Annotated in this window: 17 protein-coding genes and 1 pseudogene; 13 read left to right on the top strand and 5 right to left on the bottom strand. The window is 71.3% G+C overall.

Annotation, left to right across the window (positions count from 1 at the left end; translation table 11 throughout):
* Positions 1–55: 55 nt before the first annotated feature.
* Positions 56–643, bottom strand: coding sequence for an ABATE domain-containing protein (locus K7G59_RS29650; protein ID WP_225839605.1), 588 nt, complete (start codon positions 641–643; stop codon positions 56–58).
* An 83-nt stretch (positions 644–726) separates the two neighbouring features.
* Between K7G59_RS29650 and K7G59_RS29645 the strand changes: the two genes are divergently transcribed.
* The 11 genes from K7G59_RS29645 to K7G59_RS29595 all read left to right on the top strand — a co-directional run bounded on the left by K7G59_RS29645 (position 727) and on the right by K7G59_RS29595 (position 13,313).
* Positions 727–1,620 (top strand): alpha/beta fold hydrolase, encoded by an 894-nt coding sequence (locus K7G59_RS29645; RefSeq protein ID WP_225839603.1) that lies wholly within the window; start codon positions 727–729, stop codon positions 1,618–1,620.
* Between the two features lie 647 nt (positions 1,621–2,267).
* Positions 2,268–3,065, top strand: coding sequence for a peptidoglycan-binding protein (locus K7G59_RS29640; protein WP_225839601.1), 798 nt, complete (start codon positions 2,268–2,270; stop codon positions 3,063–3,065).
* 472 nt (positions 3,066–3,537) lie between these two features.
* The gene (locus K7G59_RS29635; RefSeq protein ID WP_225839599.1) at positions 3,538–4,743 is read left to right on the top strand and encodes a sensor histidine kinase; all 1,206 of its coding nucleotides are present in this window, start codon (positions 3,538–3,540) and stop codon (positions 4,741–4,743) included.
* Between the two features lie 80 nt (positions 4,744–4,823).
* Complete coding sequence (locus K7G59_RS29630) at positions 4,824–5,648, top strand: LytTR family DNA-binding domain-containing protein (protein ID WP_225839597.1); 825 nt, start codon at positions 4,824–4,826, stop codon at positions 5,646–5,648.
* Complete coding sequence (locus K7G59_RS29625) at positions 5,641–6,015, top strand: hypothetical protein (protein WP_225839596.1); 375 nt, start codon at positions 5,641–5,643, stop codon at positions 6,013–6,015. The genes K7G59_RS29630 and K7G59_RS29625 overlap by 8 nt, the downstream gene beginning before the upstream one ends.
* A gap of 16 nt (positions 6,016–6,031) precedes the next feature.
* Complete coding sequence (locus tag K7G59_RS29620) at positions 6,032–7,597, top strand: cation acetate symporter (protein ID WP_225839594.1); 1,566 nt, start codon at positions 6,032–6,034, stop codon at positions 7,595–7,597.
* 297 nt (positions 7,598–7,894) lie between these two features.
* Positions 7,895–8,548 (top strand): acetate uptake transporter, encoded by a 654-nt coding sequence (locus tag K7G59_RS29615; RefSeq protein ID WP_225839592.1) that lies wholly within the window; start codon positions 7,895–7,897, stop codon positions 8,546–8,548.
* Positions 8,549–8,597: 49 nt separating this feature from the next.
* Complete coding sequence (acs, locus tag K7G59_RS29610) at positions 8,598–10,553, top strand: acetate--CoA ligase (protein ID WP_225839590.1); 1,956 nt, start codon at positions 8,598–8,600, stop codon at positions 10,551–10,553.
* 131 nt (positions 10,554–10,684) lie between these two features.
* Entirely contained in the window at positions 10,685–11,338 is a 654-nt protein-coding gene (locus tag K7G59_RS29605) for an adenylate kinase (protein ID WP_225839588.1), read from the top strand.
* Positions 11,335–11,724 (top strand): DUF485 domain-containing protein, encoded by a 390-nt coding sequence (locus K7G59_RS29600; RefSeq protein ID WP_225839585.1) that lies wholly within the window; start codon positions 11,335–11,337, stop codon positions 11,722–11,724. The genes K7G59_RS29605 and K7G59_RS29600 overlap by 4 nt, the downstream gene beginning before the upstream one ends.
* Positions 11,721–13,313, top strand: a complete 1,593-nt coding sequence (locus tag K7G59_RS29595) for a cation acetate symporter (protein ID WP_225839583.1) — start codon at positions 11,721–11,723, stop codon at positions 13,311–13,313. Before K7G59_RS29600 ends, K7G59_RS29595 begins: the two co-directional genes overlap by 4 nt.
* 53 nt (positions 13,314–13,366) lie before the next feature.
* On the opposite strand, the pseudogene K7G59_RS29590 reads toward K7G59_RS29595, so the two are convergent.
* The 4 genes and pseudogenes from K7G59_RS29590 to K7G59_RS29575 form a co-directional block, all read right to left on the bottom strand.
* A pseudogene (locus K7G59_RS29590) lies at positions 13,367–13,642 on the bottom strand (transposase); the annotation flags it as partial.
* Positions 13,629–14,054, bottom strand: coding sequence for a pantetheine-phosphate adenylyltransferase (coaD, locus tag K7G59_RS29585; protein WP_225839581.1), 426 nt, complete (start codon positions 14,052–14,054; stop codon positions 13,629–13,631). The gene coaD and the pseudogene K7G59_RS29590, both read right to left, overlap by 14 nt.
* A 65-nt stretch (positions 14,055–14,119) precedes the next feature.
* Positions 14,120–14,542 (bottom strand): hypothetical protein, encoded by a 423-nt coding sequence (locus K7G59_RS29580; protein ID WP_225839579.1) that lies wholly within the window; start codon positions 14,540–14,542, stop codon positions 14,120–14,122.
* Positions 14,543–14,650: 108 nt separating this feature from the next.
* Positions 14,651–14,956 carry a hypothetical protein gene (locus tag K7G59_RS29575; protein WP_225839577.1) on the bottom strand — a complete coding sequence of 102 codons (306 nt, stop codon included), beginning with the start codon at positions 14,954–14,956 and terminating at the stop codon, positions 14,651–14,653.
* Positions 14,957–15,192: 236 nt separating this feature from the next.
* On the opposite strand from K7G59_RS29575, the gene K7G59_RS29570 reads away from it, so the two are divergent.
* Both K7G59_RS29570 and K7G59_RS29565 read left to right on the top strand, forming a co-directional pair.
* On the top strand, positions 15,193–15,807 hold the full coding sequence (locus K7G59_RS29570; protein ID WP_225839575.1) for a DUF1326 domain-containing protein: 615 nt from the start codon (positions 15,193–15,195) through the stop codon (positions 15,805–15,807).
* Positions 15,804–16,562 carry a DUF2182 domain-containing protein gene (locus tag K7G59_RS29565; RefSeq protein ID WP_225839573.1) on the top strand — a complete coding sequence of 253 codons (759 nt, stop codon included), beginning with the start codon at positions 15,804–15,806 and terminating at the stop codon, positions 16,560–16,562. The genes K7G59_RS29570 and K7G59_RS29565 overlap by 4 nt, the downstream gene beginning before the upstream one ends.
* The last annotated feature ends 5 nt before the right edge of the window (positions 16,563–16,567 follow it).

Here is a 16,567-nt window from a genome sequence, read left to right as displayed (position 1 = left end):
CGGCAGGGCACCACGCGGACGATTCCACGCAGCTCGTGTCCTTCTGCGACGGCTGTCAGGCTCCCGGTGGCTCGGCAGACTTGTGGCGCTGGTAGTACCGCGCGACGCGGGCGCGATTGCCGCACCGGGTCGGCGAACACCAGCGGCGCCGGGGATGCGAGGGCAGGAACACCATGACACAGTCGTCGGCCTCGCACTTCCTGAGCCTGCTGACGGCGGGGTCGGTCAGCAGGTCGGCCGCGGCCTCCGCCAGCACGGCGGCGAGGCGGACTCCCAACGGCCCGGTCCGGCAGTCGGATGCCGTGACTCGGCTCCCGTCCCATCCCAGTTCCCGTACGGCCGGCGCGGCGCGCTGTGCCTCGGTGAGCCCGCGCAGAGCGGCGGCCGGGGGCGCGACGCCGTCGAGCAGCGCGCGAACGACGGCTTCGGTGTACGCCCTGACAGTGTGGACGGCGGCGAGGTCGCCGGGCGCCGGCGCCAGGTCGCACAGCGCCCGCGGGAGGCGGTCGGCCTCCAGTGCGAGCCAGTCGGCCAGCTGTCCCGGGGTGCCGAGCAGGTCGGTCCGGCCACCGGGACCTGCCGGGCGGGTGTTGACCAGGTCCAAAGCCAGGGGCTCGCCGGTCAGTGTCGCACTGTCACGCATGCTCTAATGCTACATCTTCCGCTGGACGCGTTAGATGTGCGAGCATGAGACTAATGCGAATTCCAACCAAAGAGGGATGTGAGATGGGCTCCTCAACCACGGCTCGCGTGACCGGCCCGGCCCGCACCGCCCACCGGTCCGTCGATGTGGACGGTGTGCAGGTCTTCTACCGTGAGTCCCTGCCGGAACGGGCCGACGCCCCGGTCGTGCTGCTGCTGCACGGCTTCCCCTCCGCCTCGCACCAGTTCCGCCGCCTCATCGACGTCCTGGGCGCGCACTACCGGCTCATCGCCCCCGACTATCCGGGGTTCGGGCACACCCGCGCCCCGGAAGGATTCACCTACTCCTTCGAGCGGCTCGCCGACATTGTCGAGGGCTTCGTCGAGCGACTCGGGCTCAACCGGTTCGCCATGTACCTCTTCGACTTCGGCGCACCCGTCGGGTTCCGTCTCGCCCTGCGTCGCCCGGACTCGGTCACCGGCCTGATCGTCCAGAACGGCAACGCCTACGAGGAAGGACTCTCCGATGCCGCCCGGGACTTCATCGCCCTCAGACCGGACACTCCGGGCAGCGTGGAGACCATCTCCGGCCTGCTCACCCTGGAGAGCACCCGGGCGCAGTACGAAGGCGGCAGCACCGATCCCGAACTGGTGGCGCCGGAGGGATGGCTGCTGGACCAACACTTCCTGGAACAGCCCGGCCGCAAGCAGGCCCAGCTCGCTCTCGCTTACGACTACCACAGCAATGTCGAGGCCTATCCGACGTGGCAGGGATGGCTCCGCGAGCACCAACCGCCGACACTGATCACCTGGGGCACCGGCGATCCGTTCTTCCTCGTATCCGGGGCCCACGCCTACCTGCGCGACCTGCCCGACGCCGAACTGCACCTCATCGAGGCCGGGCACTTCGCGCTGGAGGACCGCCTGCCGCAGATCGCCCAGCTCATCGCCGACTTCCTCGACCGCCTCCGATCCTGAACCCGGCTCCCGGGACGCCCGGCCGACACCTGCGCCGGGCGCCCTCCTCGATGCTCCCGGAAAGCCGCAGCGGTGCCTCTGGTTTGCACAACACCCCTCATGGGCCCGCACCCGGCCACCCGGCACCGGGCCATCGCCGACAGCCTCCGCACCACCCACGTGGACGCCGCCGGGATCCCCGGCGCGCCGAGCGGGCGGTGAGCGGCGCCGTGATCGAGAAGGCAGACATCTCGCTCGGCCCCGAGACCCGTAACCGCCTGCACCAGGCCCGCGCGGTCAAGCAGCAGAGGACGGAGGGAGGTCCGCCGTCCCGTGTGCGCCGACTACGGCACCCGGTACACCGACGAACGGTGGAAGGCCGTCGAACCCGCTGGATGGGACGCCCCTCGAGAGACCCGCCCACACCTGTGCGACGACTGTCGGCAACTGGTCGCCATCGCGCAGCGTTCGGTAGCTCCTCCGTGTCCTGCGCCCGGCTTTTCCCGGACACGACTCGACAATTGATCTGCTCGCGTCAAGAATGACGCGACGCGAATCGCATCACGGCACCAGCACCACAAGGCACCTCTGAGCCCGACTCCGCACTTGCTCGCGCTACGGAACCGGACTGCACTGCGATCCTTCCCGACGACCATCAGGAGCCCACCATGTGCGACCCGACAGACGCGATCCCCGCCGCTTCCACCACCCCCGGCCTCAGCCGCCGCGGCCTGCTGCGCTACGGCGCAGGCGCGCTCTTCGGCGCCGGCCTCGTCGCCGCATCCGGCCTTGCTCTGGCCACGCCTGCCTCGGCGTACTCCTGGAGCCGCACCCTCCAGCAGGGCATGACGGGCTCCGACGTCAAGGAGCTCCAGATCCGCGTCGCGGGCTGGGCCGCCGACTCCGCCTCCAACACCTACGTCGCCCTCGACGGCGACTTCGGGCCGGGCACCTACGACGCGGTCAGGCGTTTCCAGTCCGCCTACGGCCTCAGCGCCGACGGCATCGTCGGTCCACAGACCCAGTCGGTTCTCAACTCGCTGGAAAGCAGCGACGGTTCGACCGCCCACTTCGACTGGAGCGAGTTCTACAGCCACGACGGCTCCGGGTTCTCCGGCGGCAAGGTGGACGCCACCACCGTCAAGGAGAACGTCCGCCGCCTGATGTACAAGCTGGAGGCGGTCCGCAAGAAGGAGGGCAACAACTCGGTCACCATCAACTCCGGATTCCGCAGCGTGGCCTACAACACCAGCATCTACGGCTACCCCACCAACTCCATGCACCAGTACGGCATCGCCGCCGACATCGTCGTCTCCGGCGTCTCCACCAAGACCCTCTACCAGATCGGCGAACGCAGCGGCTTCTCCGGCCTGGAGTCCTACAGCCACTCCTGGCAGCACATGGACAGCCGAGTCGAGTACCCCTACGGCGCCCAGTCCTGGTGGTGGGAGGACGGCACGGTCTGAGCAACCCTGCGCACCGTACCGCGTAGCGGTGGTGCCCAGGGGAGGGGGCCGGCCGTGCTGACCTGTCCGTACCCCAGGCCGGGCGCAGCCGCCTCGGAGTGTCCGCCTCCCACACTGCACTGTCCCACCTGGGTTGAGAGGCCGGTGCTGGTGCGGGCACCGCCGTCGCGGGCCTCCTGCCACCCCGACGGACACGGCCATCGCCTCCGCGGTGGCCGCAGCGGAGGCCGCGGCAGCCGGTGGACCGATCATACGGATGCCTGATCCACTCCAGCGGGAGACTGCCGAAAGCGACGGCTCCCGGCGACGGCACCGACCCGAAGGCGCCTTCGGTACGGACACCGAGTGGCGGTCGTGGCGGCTGACCTCACGCCCCTCCCGGCCGCCGAGCCCTTTCGCACCCCGAGGGATCGAGCCCTTTCGCACCCCCCGAGGGATGATGTCACCGCCATGGAGGGCTACCGTGTCCGGCATGGCGGGCATATTCCGGCACCGGAGGTGGCTGCGTCGGCACGCCGGTTTCGACGGGCGGGCCGGGCAGGCGGCCTTCGAGGCGCTGCACCAGGCGTCCCTCGCGGCGCCGGCGCTGCGCGGCGGGCTGACCGAGGCGTCGGCCGGTGTGGCCGCGCGCCATCTGCGGGAGTTGCTGGGCGTTCCGGCGTTGGCCGTCACGGACACCGAGCGCCTGCTCGCCTGGGACGGCGCCGGGAAGCACCACGGCGCGGCCGCGGTCGACCTGGCCGCGGACGTGCTGGCCGGCGGTGGGACCGCCGTACTGAAGGCCGACCGGGTGTGGTGCGGCGAGGCGCGCTGCGAGCTCCGGGAGGCCGTCGTCGCCCCACTGGTGGTGGAGGACCGGGTCGAGGGCGCGCTGCTCGTCCACGCCCCCGGTGTTTCCGCAGGTCTGGTCCGCGCCACCGGCGAGGTGGCCCGCTGGACCTCCGGCCAGCTCGAACTGGCGGAGCTGCACCGTTCCCGCACCCGCCTGGTGGAGGCCGAGCTGCGGGCGCTGCGCGCGCAGATCTCCCCGCACTTCTCATGCAACGCACTGACCGCGATCGCCTCACTCGTCCGCACCGATCCTGAGCGGGCCCGCGAGCTGTTGCTGGACTTCGCCGACTTCACCCGCTACTCCTTCCGGCGGCACGGCGAGTTCACCACGCTGGCGGAGGAGTTCCGCTCCATCGGCCAGTACCTGGTTCTGGAGCAGGCGCGCTTCGGCGACCGGCTGCGCGTCGAGGTTCAGGCAGCCGTGGAGGTGCTGCCGGTCGCGGTGCCGTTCCTGTGCGTGCAGCCGCTGGTGGAGAACGCCGTCCGGCACGGTTTCGAGGGCAGGACCGGGCCGGGGAAGATCACGGTGCTGGCGTGGGACGCGGGCGCCGAGGCGCACGTCACCGTGGAGGACGACGGGGTCGGTATGGACCCCGAGGAGCTGCGGCGCATCCTGGCCGCGGGCGGAGCCAGGACGTCCGGCTCCACCGGTTCGGGAGGTGTGGGCATGGGGAACGTCGACGCCAGGCTGCGGCAGGTGTACGGGGACGCGTACGGGCTGGTGGTCGAGACCGCGCCCGGGGCGGGCACCAAGGTGCGGATCCGGGTGCCCAAGTACCGGGTGGGAGTGACGGCTCCGGCGACGGGGGAGCGGCGGCCGGGCGACGGGCTCAACGCGCTCAGGTGAGCGTTACCCTTCACGAATGTGGCCGATGCCACACCCGTAGGGAGATTGACCCGTTGTGTGAGAAATGTACACACTCATGCATGCTGAGCATCCTGGTGGTCGACGACGAACCTCATGCCCTGGAGGAGCTCGTCTATCTGCTCGGCCTTGAGCCGAGCGTCGGCCCGGTGGAGTCCGCCGCGGACGGCGCCGAGGCGCTGCTGGCGCTGGACCGCGCGCTGGAGCAGGGCAGGTCCGTGGACGCGGTCTTCCTCGACGTGCGTATGCCAGGCCTGGACGGGCTGGGGGTGGCCAGGGTCCTGTCCCGGTTCGCCGAGCCGCCGCCGGTGGTGTTCGTCACCGCCTACGACGACTTCGCGGTCCCCGCCTTCGAGGTGCGAGCCCTGGACTACCTGCTCAAGCCCGTGCGCGCCCAGCGGCTCTCCGAGACCGTTCGGCGCATCGCCGAGCGGCGGACGGACCCGGCCCCCGCGGACCGCGAGTCCGCACCCGTCCCGCTCCCGCCCCCGCCCGCACCCCCGGCCGTCGCCGAGCCGCCCGCCGACGACGAGACGATCGCCGTCGAGCTGTCCGGCGTGACGCGGTTCGTCCGGCGCTCCGAGGTCCGGCACGTGGAGGCGTGCGGCGACTACGTGCGTCTGCACCTCGCCTCCGGCAGCTGTCTGCTGAGGGTGCCGCTGTCCAGCCTGGAGGACCAGTGGCAGGACGCCGGCTTCGTGCGCGTGCACCGCCGCCACCTGGTCGCCACCGGTCACATAGAGGAACTGCTGGCCGACTCCGGGCGGCTGTCGGTGCGGGTTGCCGGCACCGTGCTGCCGGTCAGCCGCCGCAGCAGCCGCAGGCTGCGCGAACTGCTGCTGCCCCCGGCCGGCTCACCGAGGAGAAGAGGAACTGCCGATGGGTGAGCCGTCCCGGCGCGTGAGCGTGACCCACCCGCGCACCCGCGCCGCCCGGCCCGGCCGGCGGGACGCGGCCGTACGCGACGTCCACGAACAGACCCCGCTCGGCGAGGTGTACGTGAAGGCGCTGATGCGTACCCAGCTCCGGCTGGCGCTGCTCGTCTGCGCCGCGGTCTGCGTGCCGCTGGCCGCCCTGCCGTTGCTGATCGGACGGTCAACGATGCCGCACGAGGCGCGGGTGTGGGGGATCGGCCTGCCCTGGCTGATCCTGGGACTTCCGGTCTACGCGCTGCTGGTGACCGCCGGAGCCTGCTACGTGCGCCGGGCGGAGCGCCACGAGCGCGACTTCGTCGAGCACGTCCACCGCTCATGACACACCGGCACCGCTCATGAGCACACCGGGAAACCTGACCGCCGTCCTGCTGGTCGTCGCCGTCACGGTGGTCGTCGGCGGCTACGGCCTGCGAGCCCGTTCCACACCGGACTTCTACGTCGCCTCCCGTACGGTCTCGCCGCTGCGGAACGCCGCCGCCGTCAGCGGCGAGTACCTGTCGGCCGCCTCGTACCTGGGCATCGCCGGGCTGCTGGTGGCCTACGGAAGCACGATGCTCTGGTACGGCATCGGGTACACGGCCGGCTACCTGCTGCTGCTCGTCCTGGTGGCCGCGCCGCTGCGCCGGTCGGGGGCCTACACGGTCTCCGACTTCGCCGAGGCCCGCCTCGGGTCACTGGCGGTACGGCGGACGGCCACCGCCTTCGTGGTACTCATCGGGTGGCTCTACCAGATACCGCAGCTCCAGGGCGCGGGACTGGCCCTGCACGCCGCCCTCGGAGCACCCGCCTGGTCGGGAGCCGTGCTGGTGACCGCGGTGGTGCTGGTCAGCGTGATCGCCGGAGGCATGCGCAGCGTCACGCTCGTCCAGGCCGTCCAGTTCTGGCTGAAGCTCGCCGCGCTCGCCGTCCCGGCGATCGTCCTGCTGCTCGTCTGGCGCGGCGCCTGGCACCCGGGCGGCAGCCCGCCCCCCGCCCACGCGCCCCCCGCCCACGCGGCGGCCGATCAGGGCGGCGGGCAGGCGCTCTACACCGTGTACTCGCTGATGGTGGCCACCTTCCTCGGAGCGATGGGACTGCCGCACGTCATCGCCCGCTTCTACACCAACCCCGACGGCCGGGCGGCCCGCCGGACGACGGTGGGCGTCCTCGGCCTGCTCGGCGCCTTCTACCTGCTGCCCGAGGTGTACGGCGGGCTGGGACGGCTCTACGCGCCCCATCCCGCCGGAGCGGACCAGGCGGACACCGTGGTGCTGCTGCTGCCCGGACGGCTGGTGCCGGGCACCGTGGGCCAGCTGCTGACGGCTCTGGTGGTCGCGGGTGCCTTCGCCGCCTTCCTGTCGACATGTTCCGGGCTGGCCCTGTCGGTGGCCGCCGTCCTCTCCCAGGACCTCCTGGGCGGGGACGTACGCGGCTTCCGCCGGGCCTCCGCGCTGGCCGTGCTCGCGCCCTGCGGGATCGCGCTGCTCCTGTCGAGCGGCGGAGTCTCCGTGGCCCACGAGGTCGGTCTGATCTTCTCGGTGGCCGCCTCCACGTTCTGCCCGCTGCTGGTGCTGGGCATCTGGTGGCGGCGGCTGACCGCCCTCGGAGCCGTCACCGGGATGCTGGTCGGAGGCGGGCTGTCGGTGACGGCAGCGACGTTCACGCTGCTGGGAGCGGGCGGGCCGGGCTGGGCCGGGATCCTGCTCGCCGAGCCCGCGGCCTGGAGTGTGCCGGCGGCGTTCGCGACCATGGTGGGGGTGTCACTCGCCACGCCCGGCAGGGTGCCCGCGGGAACCTCCGTGATGCTGGCACGCCTGCATCTGCCGGAGGCACTGGAAGCCGGCACGCAGGGCCGCTCGACCGTGGCAGGCGACCGTTCGTCCCCCAGCGCCGTCCGTCGGTCGCGCGACGGGCACCACTGACCGACAAGTTCTGCAGGGGGGCTCCCGGTCACGGCGTGCGTGCCGCACAGTAACCGCCCAGAGCGAGACACACGGAAACACCCGGCCGCCAAGCCGCGCTCCCAACAGGGAGCGGCAGCCGGACGTTCCGCTCCTCACCCAGCGGGCTTCAGCGCGTTCCAGGCCACGAACCCGAGCCGACCCGCCGCCTGCTGCGCACCACACACCGCACCTCCCGCCACCGTCCCCATCCGTGGCCCCGCACCGCCCCGTCCCCGCACCCACGCCGAACAGGCCTCCCGACCCCAGGACTGCGCCATGACCCAGATTCAGACGCCTGTCACCGACGAGCGGCCCGCCGCCTCCTCCCAGCCGGCCCCGGCCGCGCCCGAGGTGCAGCACCCCCCGATCGCCGACCCCGGTCCCCTGGGCCTGGCGGCGTTCGCCCTCACCACCTTCGTGCTCTCCGTCTTCAACGCCGGACTGATCAAGGACGCGTCGCTGGAGGCCGTGGTGCTGCCGCTCGCGCTGTGGTACGGCGGCACCGTCCAGGTGCTCGCCGGAATGTGGGAGTTCCGCAAGAACAACACCTTCGGCGCACTGGCGTTCACCTCGTACGGCGCCTTCTGGCTCTCCTTCGCCAGCTACGTCCAGTTCGTCGCCCCGAAGCTGCCGGCGGCCCACGCCTACCAGGCGACCGGCCTGTTCCTGCTCGCCTGGACGATCTTCACGGCCTTCATGACGATCGTCGCCGCCCGGATCAACGGCGTCCTGCTCGCTGTGTTCTCGGTGCTGTCGGTCACCTTCGTGCTGCTCACCGCCGGAAAGCTGGGCGAGAACGCGGAGCTGGGGCACGCGGGCGGCTGGGCAGGCCTGATCACCGCACTGCTCGCCTGGTACGGCTCGTTCGCCGGGGTGGCCAACGCCACCTGGAAGAACAAGTCCCTGCCCACGTGGCCTTTCTCGGCCTGATCACCCCCACCGACCTGCCGACCGCCCGCCCGACCACGAGGGAGTTCCCATGAGCAACGACAGCCTGGCCAACCTGCTGAAGGAGGAACGGCGGTTCGCCCCGCCGGCCGAGCTGGCCGCCGCCGCCAACGCCACGGCGGAGGCGTACGAGCAGGCCGAGGCCGACAGGCTCGGCTTCTGGGCCGCGCAGGCCCGGCGGCTGAGCTGGGCCGAGGAGCCTGCTCAGACGCTGGACTGGTCGAACCCTCCGTTCGCCAAGTGGTTCGCGGACGGCAGGCTCAACGTGGCGTACAACTGCGTGGACCGGCACGTCGAGGCGGGCCTCGGCGACCGCGTCGCCATCCACTTCGAGGGTGAGCCCGGCGACAGCCGGGCGATCACCTACGCCGAGCTGAAGCAGGAGGTGTGCAGGGCGGCCAACGCCCTCACCGAGCTGGGCGTCGGCGCGGAGGACCGGGTCGCCGTCTACCTGCCGATGATCCCCGAGGCCGTCATCGCGATGCTGGCCTGCGCCCGCATCGGCGCCGCGCACTCGGTCGTCTTCGGCGGCTTCTCCGCCGACGCGATCGCGACCCGTATCGAGGACGCCGACGCGAAGGTCGTCATCACCGCCGACGGCGGCTACCGCCGCGGCAAGCCGTCCGCGCTCAAGCCCGCCGTGGACGAGGCCCTCGGCCGCGCCGCCGGCGTGGCGAAGGTGCTCGTCGTCCGCCGCACCGGCCAGGAGGTCGGCTGGACGGAGGGCCGCGACGTCTGGTGGCACGACATCGTCGGGCGGCAGTCGGCCGACCACACCCCGGAGGCGTTCGAGGCGGAGCACCCGCTGTTCATCCTGTACACCTCCGGCACCACGGGTAAGCCGAAGGGCATCCTGCACACCTCCGGCGGCTACCTCACCCAGGTCGCCTACACCCACCACGCGGTCTTCGACCTCAAGCCGGAGACCGACGTCTACTGGTGCACGGCGGACATCGGCTGGGTCACCGGGCACTCGTACATCGTGTACGGGCCGCTGGCCAACGGCGCGACGCAGGTGCTGTACGAGGGCACGCCGGACACCCCGCACCAGGGACGTTTCTGGGAGATCGTCGAGAAGTACGGCGTGACCCTCCTGTACACGGCACCCACCGCGATCCGTACGTTCATGAAGTGGGGCGAGACCATCCCCGCCAAGTTCGACCTGTCCTCGCTGCGGGTGCTGGGCAGCTGCGGCGAGCCGATCAACCCCGAGGCGTGGGTCTGGTACCGCGAGCACATCGGCGGTGGCCGCTGCCCGATCGTGGACACCTGGTGGCAGACCGAGACCGGCGCGATGATGATCTCCCCGCTGCCCGGCGTGACGGAGACCAAGCCGGGCTCCGCCCAGCGCGCGCTGCCCGGCATCGCCGCGACCGTCGTCGACGACGAGGAGGCCGAGGTCCCGAACGGCTCCGGCGGCTACCTGGTGCTCACCGAGCCCTGGCCCTCGATGCTCCGCACCATCTGGGGCGACGACCAGCGCTTCCTCGACACCTACTGGTCCCGCTTCGAGGGCCGCTACTTCGCCGGGGACGGCGCGAAGAGGGACGAGGACGGCGACATCTGGCTGCTGGGCCGGGTCGACGACGTGATGGTGGTGTCCGGGCACAACATCTCCACCACGGAGGTCGAGTCGGCGCTGGTCTCGCACCCGGCGGTGGCGGAAGCCGCCGTCGTCGGCGCGGCGGACGAGACGACCGGGCAGGCGATCGTCGCCTTCGTGATCCTTCGTGCGACGGCCGCGGAGGACGACGGTCTCGTGGCGGAACTGCGCCATCACGTCGGCGCCACGCTCGGCCCGATCGCCAAGCCGAAGCGGGTCCTGTCGGTGGCGGAGCTGCCCAAGACCCGCTCCGGCAAGATCATGCGCCGTCTGCTGCGCGACGTCGCCGAGAACCGCGCACTGGGCGATGTCACGACTCTCACCGACTCCGGCGTCATGGACCTGATACAGGCCCAGCTGCCCGCCGCGCCGGCCGAGGACTGAGCCACGGACCGGGCCACGGACCACAGGCCGGACCACGGACCGGGCCACGGACCACAGGCCGGACCACGGACCGGACCACGGAACGAACCGAGGGACTGAACCACGGAAATGATCACCAACCAGGGACTGAGATGCGCATCGTTCTGATCGGCCCACCGGGAGCGGGCAAGGGCACACAGGCCCGTATCCTGGCCGACCTCCTGTCCGTACCGGCGATCTCCAGCGGGGACCTGTTCCGCGCGGAGATCGGCCGGGGGACCGAGATCGGTGACCTTGTGCGACGGCACACGGAAGCGGGCGAGCTGGTGCCCGACGAGCTGACCACGGCCGTCGTCACCCGGCGTCTGGGCGAGCCCGACGCGGCGGACGGCTTCCTGCTCGACGGCTTTCCCCGCACCGTACGGCAGGCCGAGCTGCTGTCGGAGGCCCTGGCAGAGAGCGGGACCGCACTCGACGCGGTGATCGCCCTCGACATGCCGGACGAGGAGATCGTGCAGCGGCTGACGGGTCGGCGCATGTGCCCTGCGTGCGGGACGACCGTGCACGCCGTGTTCTCTCCGCCCCGCGTCGCGGACCGGTGCGACGGGTGCGCGGGCCCACTCCTCAGACGTGCCGACGACACCGAGGAGACCGTGGTGCGGCGTCTCACGGTGTACGGCGAGCAGACCGTCCCGCTGCTGCGCTGGTACGCGAACCGGGGACTGCTGTCCCACGTGGACGCGACAGGAACGGTGCCGGAGGTCTTCGGCCGGATGCGCTCGGCGCTGGCGGCGGTGACAGTGTGAGCGGGTTCTTCCAGCCCGCGACGCACCACGAGCCGGGCGGTCACCCGGGGACGGCGGCCCAGTTCGGGCCGCCGCCCGCACCGGCGAACGGCGGAGCGGACGTGCGCGAACTGCGTCGCATCCGCCTCGCCTTCGGAACGCCGGCCGCGGTCGCCGTCGTGGGCGGATATCTGCTCCTCATCCTGCTGTCCGACCTCGTGCCCGGACTGATGGACCTCCCGCTGTTCGGGCATGTCACCCTCGGACTCGCGCTGGGACTGGCGCTGTTCGCCGCCCTGTTCCTCACCGCGTGGTACTACGAGAGGTACATGCGCACCCGGTTCGACCCGCTCGCCGAGGAACTGCGCGCCCACCACCGAGTGGGCGCCACAAGGAGTGAGCGGTGACCATCGCCTGGGGCGCCATCCCCCTCAGCCAGACGCGGCTGCCACTGGTGCTGTTCCTCGTCTTCCTCGCCGTCACCATGTTCACGGCCATCATCGCCAGTCCCCACCGCGACGAGCTCAACGCGTTCTACATCGGCAGCCGCAAGCTGTCACCGCTGCGGTACGGCATGGCGATGTGCGGCGACTACATCTCCGCCGCGACGCTGCTGGGCAGTACGGGGCTCGTCTGCCTGACCGGCTACGACGGTCTGCTGTACCTGGTGGGCACCGCCGTCGGCTGGATCATGGTCCTGCTGCTGATCGCCGAACCGCTGCGCAACTCGGGCCGGTTCACCCTCGGCGACACCGTCACCCTGCGGATACGCGCCGGCCAGCGGCCGGTCCGGCTCGCCGTCGGGGTATGCGCACTCGTGGTGTCCCTCCTCTACCTGGTGGCCCAGCTGGTGGCGAGCGTCGCTCTCCTGGCCCAGTTCACCGGCATGCCGGGGAGCACCGCGCGCGCCGTCTGCGTGACCACCGTCGGCTGCCTCGTGGTCTTCTACGTCGCGGTCGGCGGCATGCCCGGAACGACGTTCATCCAGATCGCCAAGACCGTCATGCTGGTGGCCGCGGTGGCGGTGGCCGTCGTCCTGGTGCTGGCACACTTCACGTGGAGCGGCGACAGCCTGCTCGGGGCGGCCGCCGTGAACAGCGGTCACGGGCAGGCCTTCCTGCGGCCCGGTCTGCGATTCGGGGTCAGCACCACCAGCAAGGTCGACTTCTTCAGCCTCGCGCTCTCCATGGCCCTGGGCGTGGGGGGACTCCCGCACATCGTCATGCGCCTGCTGTCCCCGGCCACCACTCGTCAGTTGCGCAGGGCGGTGTCGTGGACGATCGGCCTGGTCGGCGCCGTGTGCCTGGCGGTCGGCGTACTGGGACTCGGAGCGGCCGCGATCGTCGGCACCGGCACCGTCAAGGGGACCGATCCCACCGGCAACTCCGCGGTGCTCCTGCTCGCGCAGTCGATGGGCGGGACCCTGCTCATGGCGGCCTTCTCCTGCCTGGTCTTCGCCACGGTCCTCTCCGTGGCCGCCGGGGTCACACTGGCGGCGGCCTCGGCGCTGGCCCACGACGTGTACGCGCACGCCATCCGCAGGGGCCGGACGCACGACCGGGAGGAGGTGGCCGTCGCGCGCGTCTCGGCGGCCGCGGTCGGTGTGCTGGGCATCCTGTTCGCACTGCTGGCCTGGGACTGGAACGCGGCCTCGCTCGCCTTCCTCGCCTTCGCCATCGCCGCCTCGTCCCTCGTGCCGACCATCGTGTACACCCTGTTCTGGCAGCGCTTCACGGCGGCCGGCGCGCTCCTCGCCCTCTACGGGGGCCTCGGCTGCTCACTGCTCCTGGTCGCGTTCGGCCCGCTCGTCTCCTCCACGCCGGCCTCAGTGCTGCCCTCGGCGGACTTCGCCTGGTTCCCCCTGCAGAACCCGGGCATCGTCTCCATCCCGGTCGGTTTCCTGCTGGGCTGGCTCGGCACCGTCATGAGTTCCAGGACGGCCGACGTCGCCACGTACCGCGAGTTCGAGGAAAGCTGCCTGATCGCAGCGGAGTGACCCGGGCGGACGGGCCCCGCGATGCCGCGAGAAGCCCCGGGCCAGGTGCCGTCTCGCTGCCGTCGGCGAAACAGGTCGTAGATCCGGCCCCATGGCCCGTACTCGACGGGCACGTTCCGCCATGGCGCCCCGGTGCGGACCCGGAACCGTATGCCGCCGATCAGCTGCCGCCGGGACCCGATCGGAGGCCGCCCCCAGCCCTGACTACCTGGCCTTCCCCCGGCCTCGCTGCAGCCCTCTGCTGCGACAGACGGCTCGTCCGCCCAGGAACCCTCGCTGCCGCCCCCAGCTGCTGGAAGAGGCTCGCACAAGTCATCATTCGGGGACACGGTCCTGTTGACCCATCGCGGTGACGAGGGTGGAGGAGATGTGTGCCAGGGTGGGGTCGGCAGCGATGAAGAACGTTTCGACTCCGGCCAGTTCGTGGTTCATGCGGGCCATCGGCATTTCGTAGTCCAGGTCGCGAACGCCACGGACTCCGCGGATGACGACGTCGATTCCCGCCCGGCGGCAGTAGTCGACCAGCAGGCCGCCGGTGTGGGAGTCGACCGTGACGTTGCTCAAGTCAGCTGCTGCCGCGCGGAGCCGGTCCAGCCGTTGCGTGATGGGGAAGCGGCCGGTCTTGTTCGCATTGAACATCACACACACGACGACCTCGTCGAACAAGAGGGCAGCGCGCCGGAGTACGTCCTGGTGCCCTTGAGTGACCGGGTCGAAGGATCCTGGGAAGAGGGCTCGCATGATCGGAAAGAGTAACAAGCGGTCGCCCCCGGTAGTGAAGTGCCAGGGCAGCCGAACCACCAAGATCAAGCGTGACAGGGAGAACGTCTGGCGGGACGGGACAACCGCAACGCCTGCGCGCTGTGCTGTTCGGCAGGGTCCAGCGGGCGGCCCCAGCCGAGGACGTGGAGTCCCGTGCTGTGCATGAGGCCGGCGTCGAGTTGCAGGAGCCGGATGGGGGAGCGTCCGTGCCGTCGCAGCCATGTGAGGCGGCGGTGTTGTTCCGGTGTGCTGAGGGTGTGCCAGTGGTCGTAGTGGACGCCGGGGGCTGCACCGTGGTTCTCGTGCGCCCAGGCGCGTACGAGGGCGGTTTCGTCCGGTGCGCCGTGCAGGGCGATCAGGGCCCAGGCGGTGTCATACGGCAGGGTCGGCCCGTGCCGGGCCATGAGCTGGCGGGTGCGCAGCTGTCGCAGGGGCGTCAAAAGCCAGCGTGCGGTCGGGAGTTTCATACCGGTGTGCTCCCGGGATCGTGAGGACGGTGCCGGAGGACAGGTGCAGTGGCTAGGTCGTGGTGGTCGAGAGCCCTGAGGGTTGGAACGAGGGCCTGGACGAAGACCTCACGCTGCCGCGGGGTGCGCCAGGCGGTGATGAGCGGTGACGAGCTCGTCAGTGAAACGCTGGTCTTCGAGGTCGTTGAAGCGGTCGGGAAACCGGGCGATCCACCACACCCGGCGCAGGTTCGGGTCGGCTAGCACCCGCTGCAGCTGCATCAGGCGGTGCAGCTTCACGTTGTGTTCGAGGTCTGCCGCCTGCTGTCGGCGGGCGTGTTCCTCGGCCAGGCGGCCTTCGCTTGCGACGTCCAGCTCGACCGCGCCGGCGACCTCCACCCGGGCATGCACCTGGCCGAGCAGCTCGGCCAGCACGTCGGAGGCACCGTTGCCGGCATGGTCCTGCTGGAGCCGACAGGCCCCGCCGCCCCTGCCCGGGATGCACGCTCCCCGGGCCGGAGGCACAGCGCCGAGGCGTGTCGGTTCCCTTGTGCGATCTGCGCTGCGGGGGGCGCCGGGAATAGCCTGGAGACGCGCGGCACCGGGATGCCAGCGGATTCTCCCGATGCATTGCGTTCACCGAGGGGGACGCAACGAAGGGAGGAATAACCATGCCCTGGAATCTGAACGGCACGTATCTGGAGAGCTGCAACTGTGACGTGGTGTGCCCCTGCACCACCTCGGGTTTCGCCGCCCCGGCTGACCACGAGCGCTGCCAGGTGACCTTCGCGTTCCATGTGGACAGCGGGAACGTGGACGGCGTGGACGTCTCCGACCGCAGCGTCGCCGTCTTCATCGATGGGCCCCGGGTGATGGCGGAGGGCGACTGGCGGGTGGCGCTGTACATCGACGCCTCGGCCGACGACAGCCAGGCGGAGGCGCTGGGCAAGGTCTTCTCCGGCCAGGCCGGCGGGCCGATGGCGGCGCTCACACCGCTCATCGGTGAGGTCCTCGGCGTGGAGCGCGTCCCCATCGACTACCGCGACGACGGCCGCCGCCACGCCGTGCGGGTGGGCGACGCCATCGACATCGAGATCGAGGACCAGGTCGCCCCGCAGTTCGGCGAGGAGGGTCCGGTCATGGGCCTGACCGGCATGTCCCACCCGGCGAACAGCACGCTGACGATCGCACGCTCCACCCGGGCGACGGGCGACGGTGTGCACGGCCGGTCCTGGGACTTCACCGGCGGCAACGGACACTCGGCGCCCTTCACGTGGTCCGCGTGACCCATCGGCTGGTCACCATCGGCCGCCGGGCGGGCCCCGCGGGACTGCTGCTGGCCGCGGCGGCCGGCGCCTGGGTCTGGGTGGCGGCGCACTGGGGCGGCATGCAGGCGATGCCCGGCAGCATGGGCCTGGGCCTGCCCGCTTTCCTGGCCGTGTGGACGCTGATGACAGCTGCGATGATGCTGCCTGCCACGGCGCCCGTCGCCGCGTTGTACGCGCGCACCATCATCGTGCGCCGAGCGCCGCGCATGGTCGTTTTCACGGTCGCCTACCTGCTGGTCTGGGCCGCGGCCGGATTGCCGGCGTACGGGCTTGCCGTCGGCCTGGGCCGGGCGGCGAGCCTCCACACCTCGGCGGGGACCGCGGTGGCCGCCGCCGTCTTCGCTGTCAGCGGTGTCTACCAGCTCACGCCCCTCAAAGACCGCTGCCTGGCGAAGTGCCGCTCGCCGATCGGGCTGGTGCTGCGCTACGCCTCGTACCCGGGGCCCTCACGCGATCTGCGTGCTGGAGCTCACCACGGGGTCTTCTGCCTGGGCTGCTGCTGGTCGCTGATGGTGCTGCTGGCGGCGTTCGGTGTGATGAACCCGTGGGCCATGGTGGTCCTGACCGCGGTGATCACCGTCGAGAAGCTGGCTCCGGCCGGCCGCCTGGTGGCCCGTGCCGTGGGGATCGTCTCGATCGCCCTGGCCGTCGCCGTCTTCTGGGTCCCGGCGCTGGCTCCGGGCCTCACCGGTGGTGGTGTCTCCGGGATGTGAGGACG

The organism is Streptomyces sp. NK08204, assembly GCF_020400585.1.
GTDB lineage: Bacteria > Actinomycetota > Actinomycetes > Streptomycetales > Streptomycetaceae > Streptomyces.
The sequence above is the reverse complement of the archived record's forward strand: the minus strand, read 5'-3'. Positions and strand labels throughout refer to the sequence as shown.

Excerpts from the sequence above, each read along its gene's own strand:
- K7G59_RS29650 (WP_225839605.1), bottom strand. The coding sequence starts at position 643 with ATGCGTGACAGTGCGACACTGACCGGCGAGCCCCTGGCTTTGGACCTG.
- K7G59_RS29645 (WP_225839603.1), top strand. The coding sequence starts at position 727 with ATGGGCTCCTCAACCACGGCTCGCGTGACCGGCCCGGCCCGCACCGCC.
- K7G59_RS29640 (WP_225839601.1), top strand. The coding sequence starts at position 2,268 with ATGTGCGACCCGACAGACGCGATCCCCGCCGCTTCCACCACCCCCGGC.
- K7G59_RS29635 (WP_225839599.1), top strand. The coding sequence starts at position 3,538 with ATGGCGGGCATATTCCGGCACCGGAGGTGGCTGCGTCGGCACGCCGGT.
- K7G59_RS29630 (WP_225839597.1), top strand. The coding sequence starts at position 4,824 with ATGCTGAGCATCCTGGTGGTCGACGACGAACCTCATGCCCTGGAGGAG.
- K7G59_RS29625 (WP_225839596.1), top strand. The coding sequence starts at position 5,641 with ATGGGTGAGCCGTCCCGGCGCGTGAGCGTGACCCACCCGCGCACCCGC.
- K7G59_RS29620 (WP_225839594.1), top strand. The coding sequence starts at position 6,032 with ATGAGCACACCGGGAAACCTGACCGCCGTCCTGCTGGTCGTCGCCGTC.
- K7G59_RS29615 (WP_225839592.1), top strand. The coding sequence starts at position 7,895 with ATGACCCAGATTCAGACGCCTGTCACCGACGAGCGGCCCGCCGCCTCC.
- acs (WP_225839590.1), top strand. The coding sequence starts at position 8,598 with ATGAGCAACGACAGCCTGGCCAACCTGCTGAAGGAGGAACGGCGGTTC.
- K7G59_RS29605 (WP_225839588.1), top strand. The coding sequence starts at position 10,685 with ATGCGCATCGTTCTGATCGGCCCACCGGGAGCGGGCAAGGGCACACAG.
- coaD (WP_225839581.1), bottom strand. The coding sequence starts at position 14,054 with ATGCGAGCCCTCTTCCCAGGATCCTTCGACCCGGTCACTCAAGGGCAC.
- K7G59_RS29580 (WP_225839579.1), bottom strand. The coding sequence starts at position 14,542 with ATGAAACTCCCGACCGCACGCTGGCTTTTGACGCCCCTGCGACAGCTG.
- K7G59_RS29570 (WP_225839575.1), top strand. The coding sequence starts at position 15,193 with ATGCCCTGGAATCTGAACGGCACGTATCTGGAGAGCTGCAACTGTGAC.